Genomic DNA, 16,607 nt, shown 5'->3' on the forward strand with positions numbered 1-16,607 from the left:
CGGGCCGTGCGGGGTGACGCGCCGGGGGCGGCGGGCGGCTGTCAGTGGGTGCGGCTAGCGTGCGGGACATGCCGGATGCAGAAGACGTACGCCGTATCGCCCTGTCCCTGCCGGACACGACGGAGAAGACGGCTTGGAGCATGCCCACGTTCCGGGTCGCGGGCAAGATGTTCGCCACGCTGCCGGAGGAGGAGACCTCCGTCGCCGTGCGCTGTCCCAAGGAGGAGCGCGCCGAACTGGTCCTGGCCGAGCCGGGGAAGTTCTGGATCGCCGGTCACGAGGCGCAGTTCGCCTGGGTGAGGGTGCGGCTGGCAGCGCTGGAGGACGAGGCCGAGCTGCGCGACATCCTCGCCGACTCCTGGCGCCAGGCCGCCCCGGGCCGCCTGCTGGAGGCCCATCCGGAGCTGGGCCTGCCCGCTGCTCCCTGAAGTTGCCTTTCCCGAAGGCCCAGTTCCCGAAGGCCCAGTTCCTGAGGGGCCAGTTCTTGTGGATCGCCTCCCGGAAAATCCCGAGGGCGTTGTCGGTGGGCCATGGCATGATCCGGAGGTGCGGGGCGCAAGCGGGTTTTCGGCCGGGGCGAGGGCGGAGGACCGGACCGGCGGGCGGACCGTACGGGCCTGAGGGCCCGGGGGCCGGGGGATCGGGGCACGGGGGCACGGGGACGGGACATGCCAGGGAGGGGAGCGTCGAACGGATGACCGGGACGTCATCACAGCCGTCACCGCAGGACAGCGTCGCGGGTGCCGGGAGCGAGGCCGGAGCCGGACCTGGGGCCGGACCCGGCCCCGGGGCCGGGTCCGGGGGTGTCGGTGCGGCCGGTGTGCCGGCCGGTGCCGTGCCGGACGGCGGTGCGCTGAACGCCGCCGCGTCGGACGGGCGCGGGGCGCGGCCGGTCTGGTCACGGGACTTCGCGCTGTTCTTCGTCGCGCGGGCCGTCGCCCGGCTGGGCGACACCATGCTGCCCGTGGCGCTCGCCGCCGGACTGCTGCAACACGGCTACGGCGCGGGCGCGGTGGGTCTCGCCATGGCCTCGACGGCCGCCGCCTTCGCCGGACTCGTGGTCTTCGGCGGCGTCATCGCCGACCGCTTCAGCACCCGCAAGCTGATGATCGGCGCGGATCTGGTGCGGCTCGGCACCCAGTCCCTCGCCGCGGTCCTCTTCTACTCGGGGCACGTGGTGCTCTGGGAGATCTGTGTCATCGGGCTCGCCAACGGCGTGGCGGGAGCCGTCTTCCAGCCGGGCGTCGCCAGTACGGTGCCCCGGCTCGCCGCCGACATCCAGGGCGCCAACGGCGCGATACGGATCGCCGAGTCCGCCGCCCAGCTCGCGGGCCCGGCCGTCGCCGGTGTCCTCGTGGGCTTCGCCTCGCCCGGCGGGGTCTTCGCCGCCCACGCCGCCACCTACGCGGTCAGCGCGCTGTGTCTGCTCCTGCTCAGGCTGCCTCCGCTCCCGCCCGGCAGCCGCCCGGCGGCGGCCGCACAGGGATCCGGCTGGGGCACCTTCCGGGCCGACCTGGTCGAGGGCTGGCGGGAGTTCCGCTCGCGCGCCTGGCTGTGGGGAGTCATCGCGGTCTGGTGTCTCTACATGATCGCCGTGTGGGGTCCGACCGTGCCGCTGGTGGCCACCGAGGTGGTCCAGCAGCACGGCCCGCGCGCCTACGGTCTGATCAACTCCGCCTTGGGCGTGGGCACCGTCGTCGGCGGCTTCCTCGCGCTGCGACTGCGCCCGCGCCGGATGCTGCGCGCCGGGGCGGTGGCCCTCTTCGCCTTCTGCTGCTTCCCGGCGGCGGTCGGCGCGGGCCTCGGCGTGGAGGCCATGGCCGCGGGGGCCGCGGTCGCCGGTGCGGGACAGGCGTTCTGGGGCGTGATGTGGGCGACCAGCGTCCAGACCCAGGTCCCCTCGGAGGTCCTCAACCGCATCCACGCCTACGACGTGGCGGGCTCCCTCGCCATGATGCCCGTGGGCCAGGCCCTCGCCGGACCCGCCGCCTCCGCCCTCGGCGCGGGCCATGTGCTGCTGGTGTCCGCGGCGACGAGCGTCGTCGTACCGGTCGTGCTGCTCGCCGTCCCCGCGATCAGCGGCCTCGTACGCGCCGACCCGCCCGGCCCCCACATACGCCGGGCGCGACCGGCGAAGCACTGACCGCCGCCCCCGCTCACCCGCTCGGTGTGCTCGCCCCGAGGAACGCGGAGATCCGCGCCCGCAGGGACGGCGCGTCGAGGCCGTGCGCGGCGGTGTGCTCCTCCAGCGTGCCGTAACGCCGCAGCTCGGCCCGGCCCACCCCGAGGCCCAGGATCCGGTGGGGGACGGCGCAGAGCGCGTCGTTCGCCGCCGCGGTCGACGTGTCCGCGAGATACGGCTCGACGAGCACCACGTCCGGCCCGGCGCCCCGGACGGCACGGCGCAGGGCGTCCGCGTCGAACGGCCGTACGGTCGTCGCGTACAGCACGGTGACGTCCAGGCCCTCCGTCGCGTCGAGCACCGCGTCCAGCAGCGGCCCGACCGCGACCACGACGCCGCGGCGGCCCTCGCGCACCGTCAGGAAGTGCTCGCCGTCGACCGCCCGACCGCGGGCGTTCGACTGCACGGACAGCCGCACGTAGACCTTGTCGTCCCCGGCGGCGACCGCGTGCCGCAGCAGCGTCTCGGCCTCGTCCGGATGGCCGGGCACCTGGACGGTCCAGCCGTCGAGGGTGTCGAGCAGGGCGACATCACCGGGCGCCATATGGGTGAACCCGCCGGCCGGCCAGTCGAACGAGGCCGCGGCGCTCACCAGCACCGCGCCCACACCTTGGTGGCCCAGATCCAGTTTCACCTGTTCGAAGGGCCGCTCCACGAGAAAACTGGCGAAGGTGTGCACCACCGGCCGCATACCGGTCAGCGCGAGGCCGGCACCGGCGCCGACGAGCAACTGCTCGCGGATGCCCACGTTGATCACCCGGTCGGGATGCCGCCGCAGCGCCTCGGTGAAGCCGTCCTTGCCGATCTCGGCGAGGACGACCGCCACCCGCGGGTCCTCGTCGAGGAGGCGTGTGACGACGGGAGCGAAACGGTCACGCATGGTGTCCATGGAGGTCGAGCCCTTCTGCGTACGGGACGTTCGGGATGTTCAGGGTCGGTCGGCGGTGGTGATGGTGATGGCGGGCCGGTGGACGGGCTGAGGAGGCGGCCCCGGGCACCGGCCGCCCCCTCAGGAGTCCTTCGGCTCCACCCGCGCCACCACCACGTGCGGGCGGCCCGGGTGCGGCGCGGTGAACGCGTCGTACAGCGCCTCGTGATCGCGGCCGTCGACGGTCGCCGCCGACCAGCCGGCCGCCTCGAAGCGGGCCGCGATCCCGCCGGGGCGGGCATGGCTGGCGGAGGAGTTGTCGACGACGACGGTGTGCAGCCGGTCCAGCCCCGCGGGACCGGCGAAGGCGATCGCCTCGTGGTTGCTCCCCTCGTCCAGTTCGGCGTCCCCGATCAGCACCCACACCCGGGGTTCGCGCAGCCCCTGGGCGCGCAGCCCGAGCGCCGTGCCGACCGCGAGGGGCAGCCCGTGCCCCAGCGACCCGCTGCCGATCTCCACGCCCGGCACCAGCGTGCGGTCCGGATGGTGCCCGAGCGGGGAGTCGTAGGCGCCGAAGCCCGGCAGCCAGTCCATGGGCAGGAAGCCCTTGGCGGCGAGGACGGCGTAGTACGCCATCGGCCCGTGCCCCTTGGAGAGCAGGAACCGGTCGCGCTCCGGGTCGTCCCGCCGCTCCGGTCCCACCCGCAGGACCCGGTCGTACAGGACCCACAGCACATCGAGCGTCGACGTGGCCGCCGGCCCGTGCTTCTCGTCGCCCGTCATGAGCCCCATCAGCCGGGGCAGGTCGGCGTACCCGTGGGTGCGCCCGAGTTCGTCGGTGGTCGTCATGCCGACGATCGTGCAACCTCGACCAAACTTGAGGTCAAGCACCGCATCCGGCCACTCGCCCGCCCCGGCAAAGGTGTGCGCGACCACCGACCCGAGTGCGGTATGGTTTTCCTGCACGTCACGCCAGGGGAAACCCCAGGTCAGACGGGCATCGGGACGTGGCGCAGCTTGGTAGCGCACTTGACTGGGGGTCAAGGGGTCGCAGGTTCAAATCCTGTCGTCCCGACTCGAAAGAGTCGCAGTTCAGGGCCGGTATCGGAGACATCCGATACCGGCCCTCGATCATTGCCGACCAGTGCTCCGGGAACTTCCGGAGATGCCAGGCCGGGCTGATGTCGACCGCGGAAGTACGTAGACCGCGCTCACTCCGCTGTCCGACGGATCACCGGAGTCGAGCACCGCGTCGTGGGACAGGGTGAAGCCCGCCTTCTCCAACGCGCGGCAGGAAGCGGTGTTGTCCTTCTGGGGAGTGGTGACGATCGCGGAGACGTCCGGGTGGAGGCGGAAGAGCAGGGCTGAGAACGCGGAGATCACCCCTGAACCGATACCGCGGCCGCAGCGGGCCGCGTCGCCGATGAGGTAGTCGATGCCCGCGGCGGCCGGAACGCCGATGCCGCCGACACGCTCCCCGTCGGGAAGATCGGCGTGGCGGTATCCCTGGATCATCCCGATGGGATCGCCCTCGACCTCGATGACGAAGCAACGGATCGGTCCGGTCCCGTCGATCCGGGGTCCGTACTTCCGTTCCACCTCTTCCAGGCTGAGGGTGTCACGCCACCAGGTACGGACATTAGGTGCGCTCAACCACCGGTGCAGAAGGGGGAGATCGGCGTGACCGAGTGCTGTGAACTCGACCGGTCCCGGTGAACCGGAGCGGGATGTCGCGGCGTTGGGCATGAACCATCTTGTCAGATCCGCCGGACGACGAGCATTTTCCCACCTCAGGTTGAGGCGTGACGACGGTCGGGGATGGTCTACACGAGGGCTGTGACCCGGTTGGTGCTACAGCGGAGTTTCCGCGGGAGACGCCAGCCCTTCAGGGCGGCCACTTGTTCGTCGAGGCAACGGATCCTGGTGTGGGTGCTGTCGTGCCGACGTTGCCGCAGCTTGAGACGCAGGCTGCGGAAGGGCAGCCGGATGATGCCGTCGGCGCCTTGATACGCCTTGTCCGCCCAGTACTTCACCTGCACGTCGCCGGGCTCAGTCACCGGCAGCACCCATGTCGTGGCGAGCGCCGGGAACGGTGGGTGGGGCGACAGCAGTCGATCTGCCGCATCGGCGATGACCTGCCACGCCGAGCCGGGCTCGTCGGACATGGCGGCGCCGAGCCGGCTGAGAGGCACCGCGGAGCTGCGCACCGACCGGTGAGCGGTCGGTGCGGAACCGGTCTAACGGTTCGCGGCTTCGCGAGAGGCGATCCGGCTCGTGCAACCGACCGCGCGGCCCACCGCGTTGCGCACCGCGAGGCCTGGCCGGGTGCGGGGCACCATGAGCCTGGAGAGCAGACCGACACGGCGTTGCCGCGGGCCTACCTCGCGGCGGAGCCGCGACTCATAGGCGGCGAAGGCGCGGGTGTGGTCACCGGGATGGGCGGCGAGCTCTTCTGCGAGGGCGTACGCGCCCGCCATCGCCATGCTGGACCCGTCACCCAGCAGGGCTGTCGCCGCCGCCGCGTCCCCGAGCAGTACGACCCGTCCGCGGGACCACGAGGGCACCCGGACGGTGGTCAGGGGGTCGAAGAACGGAGCCGGGTGGTCGAGGAACGCCGCCACGAGTTCCGGTGCCCTCCACCGCACGTCGGCGTAGGCGTCGGCCACGGTCTGCTTGTGAAGGGCGATGTTCTTGCGGTCGTGGGGCGCCGACTGCGCGGCCCGGAAGGTGAAGATCGCGAGCGGGGTGGTCCGCGAGGGGTGGAGGACCAGCATCCGGTTCGGCACGGTCAGCATCGTCATCTCGGTCGGGTCCTCGATGGCGTCGGGTTCCAGCGGGACGGTCGCGCCGTACAGGCCCAGGCCGCCCGCGAACTGCCGCTCGGGTCCGAATACCAGGCGCCGTACGGTGGAGTGCATCCCGTCGGCACCGACTACCAAGTCGAAGCGCCGTGGCGCGGACCGCCGGAAGGTGACGTCCACCCCGCCTTCATCCTGGTCGAGAGCGGTGACCGTGTCGTCGAACAAGAACTCGGTCTCGGTCTGCGCCGACCGGTGGAGCACCTCGGACAGGTCGGCTCGGGTCACCTCGACCGTCGGCGCCTTGTCCGAGGTGAGCGGGAGCTGCAGGATTCGCCTGCCGTCGGGGTCGAGCAGGGTCAGCGACCGATTGCGGGTGGCGAGCTCGCGGAGCTGCGGGAGGATGCCCATGCGCTCGGCGACCGGGATCGCGGGCCCCTTCACGACGATCGCGCTACCACCGGAGCGCAGCTGCCGGGCATGTTCGACGACCGTCGGCCGGTATCCATTCCGGGAGAGCCAGTACGCGAGTGCGGGCCCTGCGATTCCGGCACCGACTATCAGCACCTCGGGCTTCTTCATGACGATGACCTCTCGGAGTGACGATGACCAGGTCCCCGGCGAGTGCCGGGCCGGGTCTGAGGGAGCGGCGGCACGGGACGGTGCCACCGGACCAAGGTACGAGAAATTTCGTACCTCAGGGAATCATGCCCTTCAGGTACGATGCAAGTCTTACCTGAAGGAGGTGCCGTGTGGCTGGGACGAAGCTGGTTGGCCCGGAGGTCGATGCGCTCGATCTGGGTGCGGTGTTTCGCGCCCTCGCCGACAAGCACCGTCGTTCGGTGATGACGGAGTTGGCCGCCGACCGCAGCGACAGCGAGCGGGGCTGCAACTCGTTCGGTCTTTCGGTCTCGAAGCAGACCCAGACCCACCACTTCCGGGTCCTGCGCGAGGCAGGTCTCATTGACGAGATCGACTACGGCAACCGCAAGGGCATCCGACTACGACGCGCGGACATCGAGAAGAGATTCCCCGGGCTGCTCGCGCTCCTGGGAGCAGAGCCCCCGGCCGACACCGCTCCTCTCTGAGCACGCCGGAGGGGAGTCCGAGTCGGCCCTGAGCCGCGAGCTCTACCGAATCCAGCTCGCGCCGCTCGCAGGTAGCCGAGCACGACGCGGGCACGAATGGGATCGGTGTCGCTTCGACCACCGCCCCGCGCTCGTGATCGGCGCCGAGCACTTCCCCGCGCGCTCCCTCACGCCAGCACCCACTGAGGTTTCCGCAACCCGCGTGCGGAACGGGGCCACTGAGGTGAAAACGGAGTCCGGGCACAGACAAGCTCCTGGTAGAGGAGTGCGTGTCGAGCCCAAGCCGTCCTGCCAGGAGCCTCCGCATGCTCGTCTGCCCAGCCGGGGCTGATCTGTCGACCTCCGCTGTGCGCTTCCTCGCTCGTGAGTTGACCGCACCGACAAGGGCTACCGGGGCGCCGGCGGCACCGTGCGAGTTCCCTACTGGGGGCGCTGGGAGACTCTCCCCTGGCCAGATGCTCAGACCGAGGCTGAAAAAGGCTCAATGCCGGCGGAGTGAGCGGCCGGGCGCCGACGGCTCACCGGCCCGGTGTCCGGTGGGAGGACTCCGCCTCCACCAACTGGGTCAACCGCTCGGGGGTGAGGGGGTGTTCCGGGTCCTTGAGCAGGTTCTCGCCCTTGAGGAACACGGCCGGTGTGGCCTGGACGGCGGTCTGCCGGTCGAAGTTCTGCTGCACCTTCTTCACCCAGGTGTCGTGCGTGCCCTCGCTGACCGCGGTGGTGAACTTCGCCATGTCCAGCCCGTCGACCTTCTTCCCGAGGTCGAGCAGGGCTTGTTTGTCTCCGAAGGTGTCCTCCTTCTCGGAGGGCGGCGGGGAGGCGTAGAGGGCGTCGTGGTATTCGCGGAACTTCCCCGCGTTCTGGGCTGCCGCCAGGGCGTTGGCGGCGTACTTCGATCCCTTGCCGGAGACGATGCGGTCGACGAAGGACAGGATGTGGTAGTCGACGCGCAGCTTGCCCTCGTCCTGGAGCTTGTTGATCGTCGCGTGCAGTTCGTGCTCGAACTTGGCGCATCCCGGGCAGCGGGGATCCTCGTAGACCGTCAGGGTCGCGGGGGCGTCCGCCCGGCCGCTGGGGATGACCAGTTTCCCGTCGCCCGTGGCGCCCGCGGGCGCGATGACCGGCCGGTTGTCCGCCGTCCGGCCGGACTGCACCACGACGGCGCCCGCGACGACCGTGACCAGGGTCGCCACGACCCCGGCGCTCACCGCGGCCTGCCGCTTACGGCGGGAGCGCCGGGCGGCTCGTTCGCGTTCGGCCCGCAGGCGTTCGCGTGCCTGGCGGGTCCGGGTACGGGCGGTGGACTTGCTCATGCGGAACCTGTTCGGGAGAGAAGGGGACGAGGGGGTGAGATGCGGGGTGCCGTCACGGTACGAGCGCGGCGTCGAGCGAGAAGCGGCTCGCGGGCCACCGGGCCGCCCAGGCGCTCAGGAGGAGCAGCCCTGCGTCCCTGAGGACTTCCCGGAGATAGTGGGTGTCCGCGGAGCCGATCTCTCCGCCGCCGCCGAAGCAGCCGCAGTCGATGCTCAGGCCGCGGGCCCACGCCTGGACGATCCCGGCCAGGAACCCGGTGAGCAGCAGGGCGGACAGCACCGCGGCGAGCCGGACCCGCAGCCCCGCCAACAGCAGTACGGCGAGGGCGAGTTCCAGCGCGGGGAGGCCGTGGCCGACCGGAGTGACCAGCGCTTCGGGCAGGATCCGGTAGGCGCGCACCGCCTGGACGGATGCGGCCGGGTCCTGGATCTTCGTCCATCCGGCCCAGCCCCAGACGAGCGCGAGGACGAGGCGTACGGCCGTGCCGGCGACCGGCAACGCCCGCCGGGTCCGGTCTCCTCGCGCGGGCGCCGGAGTACGGGTCGAAAGGCGCGTCGTCACCTGGGATCCTGTTCGCTCGGCTGCGACCGGCGCCTTGCCGGTCCGCCCTCTCAACCTCGCCCGGACCGCCGCGGGCCGGTAGCGGCGGCTTTTCGATGGCCTCATAAGGCCGGCCTATGGGTGCGGTGGACGCCGAGGAGGTCGGCCGAGGAATCAGCCGAGGAGTTCATCGGTCGTCGGGAGTAGGTCCAGCGCCTGAGGCGCACGTCGTGTCCGCCTGGCTAGGGTCGGGCCCCATGGAGACCACGGGAACCGTCCGTCGCAGGACGGCGGAGCGCACGCGCGACGTGCTGGAGCGGCTCGGCACCGAGCGGGACGTGTGGGTGGCGACGGCTCACCCTGATCACGGACCGCACCAGGTGCCGCTGTGGTTCCTGTGGGACGGGCGGGCGGTGTGGATGTGCACCGGCGCCGCATCCGCGACCGTGCGGAACCTCCGCGCAGAGCCGCGTGTGCGGCTGTCGCTGCCGGACGCCTTCGACGTGGTGCTCCTCCAGGGCGAGGCGGAGTGCTTTCCGGACCGGGAGGTGCCCGCGGAGGCGGCGCAGGCGTACGCCGGCAAGTTCGGGTGGGATCCTCGCGCGGAGGAGGGGTCCTTCGTGTACGTGCGTGTGGTCCTGAGGACAGTGCGCGCGTGGCGCGGCGAGCCGGAGCTGCGGGGGAGAGTCGTCATGCGGGACGGGGTGTGGCTGGACCGGCCACCGTCCACCGCCGGCGTGCCTGTCACCTGAGAGCGCCCGGTTCGGCGCAGCCGCCGCGGGTCACACCGCCAAGGCCGGTTCCGGTCGGAGATGCCCGGAACCGGCCCCGGCCGCTGCGCGAGGCGGTGGCCCGGCGGCCCGCAGCCGCCCCGCGTCGTTCACACGCGGATCACCAACTGCTCTTGGTCACCCCGGGAAGCTGTCCGGCGTGGGCGAGTTCGCGGACCCGGATGCGGGACAGGCCGAAGGTGCGGAGGTGGCCGCGCGGGCGGCCGTCCACGGCGTCGCGGTTGCGGACGCGGGTGGCGGAGGCGTCGCGGGGCTGGCGGCGCAGTTCCCGCTGGGCGGCGGCCCGGTCCTCGGCGGAGGTGTCCGGGGAGGCGAGGACCGCCTTCAGCTCCGCGCGGCGCGCGGCGTAGCGGGCCACGGTGCGGCGCCGCTGCTCGTTCTTGGCGATCTTGCTCTTCTTCGCCATCAGACCTTCCCTCCCCGGGCGCGGATCCGGGCCACCGCCGCCTCGATGCCGATCGCGTCGACCGTCTTGAGTCCCTTGGCGGAGAGGGTGAGCCGGACATGGCGGCCCTCGCTGGGCAGCCAGTAGCGCTTGTGCTGGATGTTGGGGTCGAAGCGGCGCTTGGTACGCCGGTGCGAGTGCGAGATCTGGTGCCCGAAGCCGGGTCGGCGGCCGGTGAGTTGGCAGTGTGCTGACATGTTCCTCGTTCCTCCTTGGTGCTGGGGCGGCACTCTAGCAGCTTAATGAAAATGAAAACCAATACGTGTATGGTACCGTCCATGGCCCGTAACGAACTGCGCCCGATCATCAAACTGAGGTCCACCGCCGGTACCGGCTACACCTACGTGACCCGCAAGAACCGCCGGAACGATCCCGACCGGCTCACCCTGCGCAAGTACGACCCGGTCGTCGGCCGCCACGTCGACTTCCGAGAGGAGCGCTGAGCACGATGAAGCCCGGAATCCACCCCGAGTACCGCCCGGTCGTCTTCCGCGACCGCGCGGCCGGCTTCGCCTTCCTGACCAGGTCGACGGCGACGAGCGACAGGACCGTCGACTGGGAGGACGGTCACACCTACCCGGTGATCGACGTCGAGATCTCCTCGGCGAGCCACCCCTTCTACACCGGCACCCAGCGGGTCCTGGACACCGCCGGACGCGTGGAGCGCTTCCAGCGGCGCTACGGCCGAGACGGCGGACGTGACGACGCACGTGACGGCGGACATGAGGACGCGCGGGACAACGGCCGTACCGGGGGCGGACGGTGAACGGCCATGACGGACGCCTGCCCGTCGCGATCGTCGCCGGACTGCACGCCGACGCCCGCCGGACCGCCGTCGAACGGATCCTGCGCACGGTCCCCGGCTCGGTCGCGCTCCACCACGACCTGACGGCCGCCGCCGACCGCGCGGTGCGCCGTACCGTACGGGACGCGGGCGCCACTTTGAGCAGCGGCGAAGCACCCCTGGTGAACGACTGCGCCTGCTGCGCGCTCCGCGAGGACCTGCTCCCCGAACTGCTGCGGCTGGCCGAGGAAGGCCGGCACCGCCTGGCCGTCGTGGAACTGTGGGACTCCGTGGAGCCCCAGGCCATGGCCCCGGTCATCGCCGCCGCGGACGGACCGCTGGTCCTCACGGGAACCGCCACCGCGGTCGACCCGGCCCTCGTCCTGCCGTACCTCGCCAACGGCGACGACCTCGCCGACATCGGGCTCGCCGCCGCCCCCACCGACCAGCGCACGGTCGCCGACACCTTCGCCCGGCAACTGGAGTACCCCACCGTGATCGCCCTCGTCGAGGGCACGGAGGCCGGACCGGACGCCGAGGCCGCCGACGACACCGACCACGCCCTGCTCGCCCAACTCACCCCGGGCGCCCGCAAGATGCGGGCGGGCGGTGGAGCCCTCGCGACCGCGCTGCTGGCGGGCTTCGATGTGACAGCGGCGGCGGCCCGGGTGCATCCGGCCTGCGCGCTGCTGCCGCAGGAGTGCGACGAGCACGGGGTCGGCACCTTCGTCTGGCGGCGCGAACGCCCCTTCCACCCGCAGCGCCTCTACGCGGCACTGGAGGATCTGACCTGCGCCGCCGCCCGCAGCCGCGGGCGGTTCTGGCTGGCGGACCGCCCCGACACCCTGCTCACCTGGGACGCGGCGGGCGGCGCGCTGTGCGTGGAATCGGCGGGCCCCTGGCTGGCCGCCCTGCCCGACGCGGCCTGGGACATGGTGCCCGCCGAGCGTCGTCTCGCCGCCGCCGTGGACTGGCATCCCGCGCACGGCGACCGCTGCCAGTACCTCAGCTTCACCTCGCCCGGCCTGGACCGGGACGGCCTGGCGGCCGTGCTCGACGCCTGCCTGCTCACCGACGACGAGTACGCGGCGGGCCGGGAACGCTGGCAGCAACTCCCGCACGCCTTCGACGATTTGCTCGACCCGGTGATCTGACGGGCTGCCCCGCCCCGGCCCGGCCTGGGCACCTCAGCCCGCCCGATCGTCCCCGCCCCACCACCTGAGGAAAGGACCGCAGCACGCCATGTCCCGCCGCCCCGCCACCACCGGCCGGAAGCACCCCGAGCGCCGCCGCGCCAACCCGCTGGACGCCGCCGGCATCACCTTCATCGACTACAAGGACACCGAACTGCTGCGGAAGTTCATCTCCGACCGGGGAAAGATCCGCAGCCGCCGGGTGACCCGGGTGACGCGGCAGCAGCAGCGCCGGCTGGCGCGGGCCGTCAAGAACGCCCGCGAGATGGCCCTGCTGCCGTACGGCTCCCGATAGATGCCGTGGGAGCTTCGTACGGACACCCTGTCCGCACGAAGCTCCCGAACTCATGCTCCGGCTACGGCACGTAGGGGTACCAGTCGCTCCAGCCGCTGGTCCCGAAGTACGAGTAGTAGACGTGGTTCGTCGCCGTCACGGCGTACACGCGTCGCTGTGTGCTGGGCCGGATCTCCCAGTTGCGCATGGTGGCGGCCCGGCCGTCGCCGACCGTCATCCTCGACGGCTCCTCGGAGCCGCCGAAGGCGACGCGCGCGTAGTCCAGCCGTTCCCCGTCCTGGAAGTAGGTCAGGAGGACATGCCGCCAGGCGTAGTACTTCTTGTCGCCGATGGGCACCTGGAAGACCGTCGGCGCCACCCTGACCTTGGAGGTCCCGCCCGCGAACACATATCCCTGGAGCCGGGCCGTCGCCCTGTTCTTGTCGGCCGGGCTCGCGTCGCACAACTGGAGCGTGATGTCGTCCAGCCGCCGCGCATTGACCCACTGACCGCTCCAGTCCACCCGGAACCCTCCCGAGTCCCCGGACGGGAACTGCTCGGCGGCCGCCGCCGGGCCGGTCAGCCCGGTGGTCGCTGCGGCGAGAGCGGCGGCGAGCACCGCGATTCCCCTGGCTGTCACTGCTTGATTCTCACAGTACCGGTAGCCCCCTCGCCGGTTGACGGAGCGTCATGCCCCGCCGGTCGGCAGGCACGTTAGCGGGAATGTGCATGATCCGGACAGTTCTGCCCATAAAAGGACTCAGGGTAGGGGTGGGGGAGGGGCGGCTCGGTCTGTCGCGTCGGCGTAGCCCCGGTTGCGGACGATGTCGTGGGTGAGGTGGGTGAACGCCTGGGCGGCGGCCGTCTCGTAGGCGTTGCCGCGGCGCAGGAGGGTGACGGTGCGGGCGGGGAGGGCGGGGGTGAGGGGGACGGGGGTGAGGTGGGGGTGGTCGTGGGTGATGGCGTCGGGGAGCACGGTGGTGATCGTCGTACGGCGCACGATCTCGACGAGGGCCTGGATGGAGTTGGCCTCGACCGCGATGCGTGGGCACACCCCGTGGGCCGCGAAGTGGGCGTCGATGTGGCCCCGGGTGGCGAAGTCGCCGCTGAGCAGGCCGAGATGATGGCTCGTCAGGTCGCGGATCGGTAGCGGGCGGGGCGGGCCTCCCTCCGGGGCGCGGGCGCCGGTGACCAGGCTCAGGGTCTCGGTGAACAGGGTCGTCGCGGTGATCCCGGGCAGATGGGCGCCCGCGAAGGCGATGCCGAGGTCGATGTCGTCGGCGAGCAGTGCCGACTCGATGCGGTCCTGGGTCATCTCCTTCAGGTCCAGGGTGATGCCCGGGTGCCGGGTGTGCAGTCCGGCGACCAGGGGGCCGACCAGATACGCGGTGAAGGTCGGCGTCACGGCCAGGCGGAGGTGGCCCCGCGTGAGGTCGCGGACGTCCTGGACGGCGCGCTCGGCGGTGGCCAGGTCCCTCAGGGCCCGGCGGGCGTGCAGCGCGTAGGTCTCGCCGGCGTCGGTGAGCCGCACGCTGCGGCCGGTCCGGTCGAGCAGCTGTGCGCCCACGGTCCGCTCCAGCTGTCTGACCTGCTGGGAGAGGGTCGGCTGCGAGATGCGCAGCTCCTCGGCGGCGCGGGTGAAGCTGCCGTGCTCGGCCACGGCGAGCAGATAGCGCAGATGACGCAGTTCCAGGGCCATGGACGCCACTGTAGAGCCAGGTGGGAGCCAGGTCGGCGCCATGTATAGATGTCAGCAATGGCAGGCATGAGTATTGCGTCTTGGACACTATAGATACAGGTCATGCAGGGTGGATGCATCGCGGCCGACCGGCCGGACCCATCGAAGACCCACCGAAGGGAGTGACCCATGCGTGACCTCGCCGAGGGCGTCTCGCGATTCCAGCGGCACGTCCATCCCGCCAAGGCGGACCTGTTCGCCCGTCTCGCCGGGCACCACGCGCCGCACACGCTGTTCATCGGCTGCTCCGACGCGCGCGTGGTCCCCGAACTGATCACCGCCAGCGAACCGGGCGAGCTGTTCGTCGTCCGCACCGCGGGCAACCTCGTCCCCGCGTACACACCGAGCCCGGACGCGGTGGCGGCCGGTATCGAGTACGCCGTCGCCGTCCTCGGCGTCCGTGACGTCGTGATCTGCGGGCACTCGGGCTGCGGCGCGATGACGGCGCTGGCCGAGACGCACGACCTCAGCGGTGTCCCGGCGGTCGCCGGCTGGCTGCGGCACGCGGACGCCTCCCGTGCCCGTACCGCCGCACGCGGGGACGTCACCGCCCTGGTCCGGCAGAACGTGCTCGCCCAGTTGGCGACCCTGGCCACCCATCCCTCCGTGGCCCGCGCCCTGGCCGAGGGCGCCCTCACCGCGCACGGGTGGGTCTACGACATCGCCACCGGCGGGGTGGAGGTCCTCACCTCCGCCGCTGCCCCCACCCCGGCTGCTGCGGACGCCCCGGCCACCCCGGCTCCGGCGGCCTGACGGCCGGGCCCGGCCCCGTCGCCCTTCCGCCCTCTCTGGGCCCCGGGCATCCCTACCTCCCGGCCGTCGCCGTGTCGCGGCGGACCGGGTGTTCCCCCACCCTGGTAACCAGGAAGGACATTCCCTGATGACGCACGCCCAGTTCGACCCCTCCGCCCGGCAGGCCCTCGCCGTCACCGCCGTCGAGGCCAAGATCCGCAAGGACCTCAGCTGGCAGCAGATCGCGGACGCGGCCGGCCTCTCCGTGGCCTTCACCACCGCTGCCGTGCTCGGCCAGCACGCCCTGCCCGAGGAGTCCGCCGCGGCCGTTGCCGAGCTGCTCGGCCTGGACGACGACGCCGTGACGCTGCTCCGGACGATCCCGACCCGCGGCTCCCTGGCCGGTGCCGTCCCCACCGACCCGACCATCTACCGCTTCTACGAGATGCTCCAGGTGTACGGCACCACGCTCAAGGCACTCGTGCACGAGCAGTTCGGCGACGGCATCATCTCCGCGATCAACTTCAAGTTGGACGTCAAGAAGGTCGCCGACCCCGAGGGCGGCGAGCGCGCCGTGATCACCCTGGACGGCAAGTACCTGCCGACCAAGCCCTTCTGACCGCCGGGCGACCGGTGTGCGGGGCTGGGCCGGGGGCGCACCACGACTCCCCGGCCCGCCCCGCCCAAGACCTCATTCCGCAGGACTCGCCGAAAGACTCCGCAGAACTCACCGAAAGCCACTCCCCATGGACTTCGCACAGCGCACCATCGACCTCGCCCGCCGCAATGTCGCCGAGGGCGGGCGCCCGTTCGCCACCGTCATCGTCAAGGACGGCAAGATCCTGGCCGAGAGCGCCAACCAGGTAGCCCAGACCAGCGACCCCACCGCCCACGCCGAGATCCTCGCCGTACGCGAGGCGTGCACCCGGCTCGGCACGGAACACCTCGTCGGCGCCACCGTCTACGTCCTCGCCCACCCCTGCCCGATGTGCCTGGGTTCGCTCTACTACTGCTCGCCGGACGAGGTCGTCTTCCTCACCACCCGCGACGCCTACGAACCCCACTACGTCGACGACCGCAAGTACTTCGAACTCGACACTTTCTACGGCGAGTTCGCCAAGGACTGGCGCGAGCGCCGACTGCCCATGCGGCACGAGCCGCGCGAGGACGCCGTCGACGTCTACCGGCTGTGGCAGGAGCGCAACGGCGGTGAGCGCCGTGTCGCCGGTGCCCCCACGGCGGCCTGAGGAGGCGACGCGACCGTGAACCCCACCGAAGCGTCCGACAGAGACCCCACCCAAGCGTCCGCCGGAGCCCCCACCGGAGAGCCCTCCGGACGCTCCGCCCGCCGCCCCGCCGAGGCGACCGCCGCCGACCTGCCGTACCTGGAACGTGCCGTCGGCCTGGCGGCCGAGGCGCTGCGCGTCGGGGACGAGCCGTTCGGATCGCTGCTGGTCGGCGGCGACGGGCGGATCCTGGCGGAGGACCGCAACCGGGTGCACACCCTGGGCGACCGCACCCGTCACCCCGAGTTCGCCCTGGCGCGCTGGGCCATCGAGCACCTCGATGGCCGCGAGCGGGCGGCGGCGACCGTCTTCACCTCGGGTGAGCACTGCACCATGTGCGCCGCCGCCCACGGCTGGGCCGGGCTCGGGACCGTCGTCTACGCCCACTCGGCCGCCGAGCTGACCGCGTGGCTGACCGCCCTGGACGCGCCGCCGCCCCCGGTGCGCTGTCTGCCGCTGCGGGACGTGGTGCCCGGCCTCGATGTGCGCGGGCCCGCCCCGGCGCTCACCTCCCGGCTGCGCGCGCTGCACCACGAGTTCCACCGGCGGTGCGCGGAAGGACCGTGACCGGCCG

At 71.9% G+C, this 16,607-nt stretch carries 22 protein-coding genes, 1 tRNA gene and 1 pseudogene; 13 read left to right on the forward strand and 11 right to left on the reverse strand.

Annotated features, from left to right (window positions below; genetic code table 11):
• Positions 1-68: 68 nt before the first annotated feature.
• The gene (locus tag R4Z62_RS29480; protein ID WP_064536385.1) at positions 69-428 is read left to right on the forward strand and encodes an MmcQ/YjbR family DNA-binding protein; all 360 of its coding nucleotides are present in this window, start codon (positions 69-71) and stop codon (positions 426-428) included.
• A 266-nt stretch (positions 429-694) separates the two neighbouring features.
• A complete protein-coding gene (locus R4Z62_RS29485) occupies positions 695-2,143 on the forward strand; it encodes an MFS transporter (RefSeq protein ID WP_491521376.1) in 1,449 nt (482 codons plus the stop codon).
• A gap of 13 nt (positions 2,144-2,156) precedes the next feature.
• Here the strand turns inward: R4Z62_RS29485 and R4Z62_RS29490 are convergent, their stop codons facing one another.
• Together R4Z62_RS29490 and R4Z62_RS29495 are read right to left on the reverse strand one after the other, a co-directional pair.
• Positions 2,157-3,071 carry a transketolase family protein gene (locus tag R4Z62_RS29490; RefSeq protein ID WP_491521377.1) on the reverse strand — a complete coding sequence of 305 codons (915 nt, stop codon included), beginning with the start codon at positions 3,069-3,071 and terminating at the stop codon, positions 2,157-2,159.
• A gap of 120 nt (positions 3,072-3,191) precedes the next feature.
• Positions 3,192-3,899: a thiamine pyrophosphate-binding protein gene (locus tag R4Z62_RS29495; protein ID WP_491521378.1), complete on the reverse strand. Its 708-nt coding sequence runs from the start codon at positions 3,897-3,899 to the stop codon at positions 3,192-3,194.
• 152 nt (positions 3,900-4,051) lie between these two features.
• Here R4Z62_RS29495 and R4Z62_RS29500 point away from each other — a divergent pair.
• Positions 4,052-4,125, forward strand: a tRNA-Pro gene (locus R4Z62_RS29500).
• Positions 4,126-4,181: 56 nt separating this feature from the next.
• Here R4Z62_RS29500 and R4Z62_RS29505 read toward each other — a convergent pair.
• From R4Z62_RS29505 to R4Z62_RS29515, 3 genes are all read right to left on the reverse strand, one after another.
• Positions 4,182-4,796, reverse strand: a complete 615-nt coding sequence (locus tag R4Z62_RS29505; protein ID WP_491521379.1) for a GNAT family N-acetyltransferase — start codon at positions 4,794-4,796, stop codon at positions 4,182-4,184.
• A 77-nt stretch (positions 4,797-4,873) separates the two neighbouring features.
• Positions 4,874-5,215 carry a hypothetical protein gene (locus R4Z62_RS29510; protein WP_491521380.1) on the reverse strand — a complete coding sequence of 114 codons (342 nt, stop codon included), beginning with the start codon at positions 5,213-5,215 and terminating at the stop codon, positions 4,874-4,876.
• Positions 5,216-5,287: 72 nt separating this feature from the next.
• On the reverse strand, positions 5,288-6,430 hold the full coding sequence (locus R4Z62_RS29515) for an FAD-dependent monooxygenase (RefSeq protein WP_382848817.1): 1,143 nt from the start codon (positions 6,428-6,430) through the stop codon (positions 5,288-5,290).
• 170 nt (positions 6,431-6,600) lie between these two features.
• On the opposite strand from R4Z62_RS29515, the gene R4Z62_RS29520 reads away from it, so the two are divergent.
• Positions 6,601-6,936, forward strand: coding sequence for an ArsR/SmtB family transcription factor (locus tag R4Z62_RS29520; RefSeq protein WP_382848819.1), 336 nt, complete (start codon positions 6,601-6,603; stop codon positions 6,934-6,936).
• 518 nt (positions 6,937-7,454) lie between these two features.
• On the opposite strand, the gene R4Z62_RS29525 is transcribed toward R4Z62_RS29520, so the two are convergent.
• Both R4Z62_RS29525 and R4Z62_RS29530 read right to left on the reverse strand, forming a co-directional pair.
• Positions 7,455-8,249 (reverse strand): DsbA family protein, encoded by a 795-nt coding sequence (locus R4Z62_RS29525; RefSeq protein ID WP_491521381.1) that lies wholly within the window; start codon positions 8,247-8,249, stop codon positions 7,455-7,457.
• Between the two features lie 52 nt (positions 8,250-8,301).
• Positions 8,302-8,811 carry a MauE/DoxX family redox-associated membrane protein gene (locus R4Z62_RS29530; protein WP_491521382.1) on the reverse strand — a complete coding sequence of 170 codons (510 nt, stop codon included), beginning with the start codon at positions 8,809-8,811 and terminating at the stop codon, positions 8,302-8,304.
• Between the two features lie 236 nt (positions 8,812-9,047).
• Here R4Z62_RS29530 and R4Z62_RS29535 point away from each other — a divergent pair, with 236 nt between their 5' ends.
• On the forward strand, positions 9,048-9,542 hold the full coding sequence (locus tag R4Z62_RS29535; RefSeq protein WP_064536394.1) for a pyridoxamine 5'-phosphate oxidase family protein: 495 nt from the start codon (positions 9,048-9,050) through the stop codon (positions 9,540-9,542).
• A 139-nt stretch (positions 9,543-9,681) separates the two neighbouring features.
• Here the strand turns inward: R4Z62_RS29535 and rpsN are convergent, their stop codons facing one another.
• Both rpsN and rpmB read right to left on the reverse strand, forming a co-directional pair.
• Entirely contained in the window at positions 9,682-9,987 is a 306-nt protein-coding gene (rpsN, locus tag R4Z62_RS29540) for a 30S ribosomal protein S14 (protein WP_491521383.1), read from the reverse strand.
• Positions 9,987-10,223 (reverse strand): 50S ribosomal protein L28, encoded by a 237-nt coding sequence (gene rpmB / locus R4Z62_RS29545; RefSeq protein WP_018566764.1) that lies wholly within the window; start codon positions 10,221-10,223, stop codon positions 9,987-9,989. The genes rpsN and rpmB overlap by 1 nt, the downstream gene beginning before the upstream one ends.
• Before the next feature lie 81 nt (positions 10,224-10,304).
• Here rpmB and rpmG point away from each other — a divergent pair, with 81 nt between their 5' ends.
• The 4 genes and pseudogenes from rpmG (at position 10,305) to rpsR (ending at position 12,298) form a co-directional block, all read left to right on the forward strand.
• Positions 10,305-10,469, forward strand: coding sequence for a 50S ribosomal protein L33 (rpmG, locus tag R4Z62_RS29550; RefSeq protein ID WP_026252351.1), 165 nt, complete (start codon positions 10,305-10,307; stop codon positions 10,467-10,469).
• A 5-nt stretch (positions 10,470-10,474) separates the two neighbouring features.
• A pseudogene (locus R4Z62_RS29555) lies at positions 10,475-10,726 on the forward strand (type B 50S ribosomal protein L31); the annotation flags it as partial.
• A gap of 62 nt (positions 10,727-10,788) precedes the next feature.
• Complete coding sequence (locus R4Z62_RS29560) at positions 10,789-11,964, forward strand: CobW family GTP-binding protein (protein ID WP_491521384.1); 1,176 nt, start codon at positions 10,789-10,791, stop codon at positions 11,962-11,964.
• A gap of 88 nt (positions 11,965-12,052) precedes the next feature.
• A complete protein-coding gene (gene rpsR, locus R4Z62_RS29565; RefSeq protein WP_064536399.1) occupies positions 12,053-12,298 on the forward strand; it encodes a 30S ribosomal protein S18 in 246 nt (81 codons plus the stop codon).
• 61 nt (positions 12,299-12,359) lie between these two features.
• Here the strand turns inward: rpsR and R4Z62_RS29570 are convergent, their stop codons facing one another.
• Together R4Z62_RS29570 and cynR are read right to left on the reverse strand one after the other, a co-directional pair.
• On the reverse strand, positions 12,360-12,917 hold the full coding sequence (locus R4Z62_RS29570; protein WP_491521385.1) for a hypothetical protein: 558 nt from the start codon (positions 12,915-12,917) through the stop codon (positions 12,360-12,362).
• Positions 12,918-13,037: 120 nt separating this feature from the next.
• A complete protein-coding gene (cynR, locus tag R4Z62_RS29575; RefSeq protein ID WP_491521386.1) occupies positions 13,038-13,976 on the reverse strand; it encodes a transcriptional regulator CynR in 939 nt (312 codons plus the stop codon).
• A 168-nt stretch (positions 13,977-14,144) separates the two neighbouring features.
• Here cynR and R4Z62_RS29580 point away from each other — a divergent pair, with 168 nt between their 5' ends.
• From R4Z62_RS29580 to R4Z62_RS29595, 4 genes are all read left to right on the forward strand, one after another.
• The gene (locus tag R4Z62_RS29580; RefSeq protein ID WP_491521387.1) at positions 14,145-14,768 is read left to right on the forward strand and encodes a carbonic anhydrase; all 624 of its coding nucleotides are present in this window, start codon (positions 14,145-14,147) and stop codon (positions 14,766-14,768) included.
• Positions 14,769-14,895: 127 nt separating this feature from the next.
• Positions 14,896-15,366 (forward strand): cyanase, encoded by a 471-nt coding sequence (gene cynS / locus R4Z62_RS29585; RefSeq protein ID WP_064536408.1) that lies wholly within the window; start codon positions 14,896-14,898, stop codon positions 15,364-15,366.
• Between the two features lie 127 nt (positions 15,367-15,493).
• Positions 15,494-15,994 (forward strand): nucleoside deaminase, encoded by a 501-nt coding sequence (locus R4Z62_RS29590; protein ID WP_355482272.1) that lies wholly within the window; start codon positions 15,494-15,496, stop codon positions 15,992-15,994.
• Between the two features lie 129 nt (positions 15,995-16,123).
• A complete protein-coding gene (locus R4Z62_RS29595; protein ID WP_491521941.1) occupies positions 16,124-16,600 on the forward strand; it encodes a nucleoside deaminase in 477 nt (158 codons plus the stop codon).
• Positions 16,601-16,607: the final 7 nt, after the last annotated feature.

Source organism: Streptomyces sp. PL-25, assembly GCF_058344915.1.

Coding starts and splice junctions, on each gene's coding strand:
- R4Z62_RS29480 (WP_064536385.1), top strand. CDS start 69: ATGCCGGATGCAGAAGACGTACGCCGTATCGCCCTGTCCCTGCCGGAC.
- R4Z62_RS29485 (WP_491521376.1), top strand. CDS start 695: ATGACCGGGACGTCATCACAGCCGTCACCGCAGGACAGCGTCGCGGGT.
- R4Z62_RS29490 (WP_491521377.1), bottom strand. CDS start 3,071: ATGGACACCATGCGTGACCGTTTCGCTCCCGTCGTCACACGCCTCCTC.
- R4Z62_RS29495 (WP_491521378.1), bottom strand. CDS start 3,899: ATGACGACCACCGACGAACTCGGGCGCACCCACGGGTACGCCGACCTG.
- R4Z62_RS29505 (WP_491521379.1), bottom strand. CDS start 4,796: ATGCCCAACGCCGCGACATCCCGCTCCGGTTCACCGGGACCGGTCGAG.
- R4Z62_RS29510 (WP_491521380.1), bottom strand. CDS start 5,215: ATGTCCGACGAGCCCGGCTCGGCGTGGCAGGTCATCGCCGATGCGGCA.
- R4Z62_RS29515 (WP_382848817.1), bottom strand. CDS start 6,430: ATGAAGAAGCCCGAGGTGCTGATAGTCGGTGCCGGAATCGCAGGGCCC.
- R4Z62_RS29525 (WP_491521381.1), bottom strand. CDS start 8,249: ATGAGCAAGTCCACCGCCCGTACCCGGACCCGCCAGGCACGCGAACGC.
- R4Z62_RS29535 (WP_064536394.1), top strand. CDS start 9,048: ATGGAGACCACGGGAACCGTCCGTCGCAGGACGGCGGAGCGCACGCGC.
- rpsN (WP_491521383.1), bottom strand. CDS start 9,987: ATGGCGAAGAAGAGCAAGATCGCCAAGAACGAGCAGCGGCGCCGCACC.
- rpmB (WP_018566764.1), bottom strand. CDS start 10,223: ATGTCAGCACACTGCCAACTCACCGGCCGCCGACCCGGCTTCGGGCAC.
- rpmG (WP_026252351.1), top strand. CDS start 10,305: ATGGCCCGTAACGAACTGCGCCCGATCATCAAACTGAGGTCCACCGCC.
- rpsR (WP_064536399.1), top strand. CDS start 12,053: ATGTCCCGCCGCCCCGCCACCACCGGCCGGAAGCACCCCGAGCGCCGC.
- cynR (WP_491521386.1), bottom strand. CDS start 13,976: ATGGCCCTGGAACTGCGTCATCTGCGCTATCTGCTCGCCGTGGCCGAG.
- R4Z62_RS29580 (WP_491521387.1), top strand. CDS start 14,145: ATGCGTGACCTCGCCGAGGGCGTCTCGCGATTCCAGCGGCACGTCCAT.
- cynS (WP_064536408.1), top strand. CDS start 14,896: ATGACGCACGCCCAGTTCGACCCCTCCGCCCGGCAGGCCCTCGCCGTC.
- R4Z62_RS29590 (WP_355482272.1), top strand. CDS start 15,494: ATGGACTTCGCACAGCGCACCATCGACCTCGCCCGCCGCAATGTCGCC.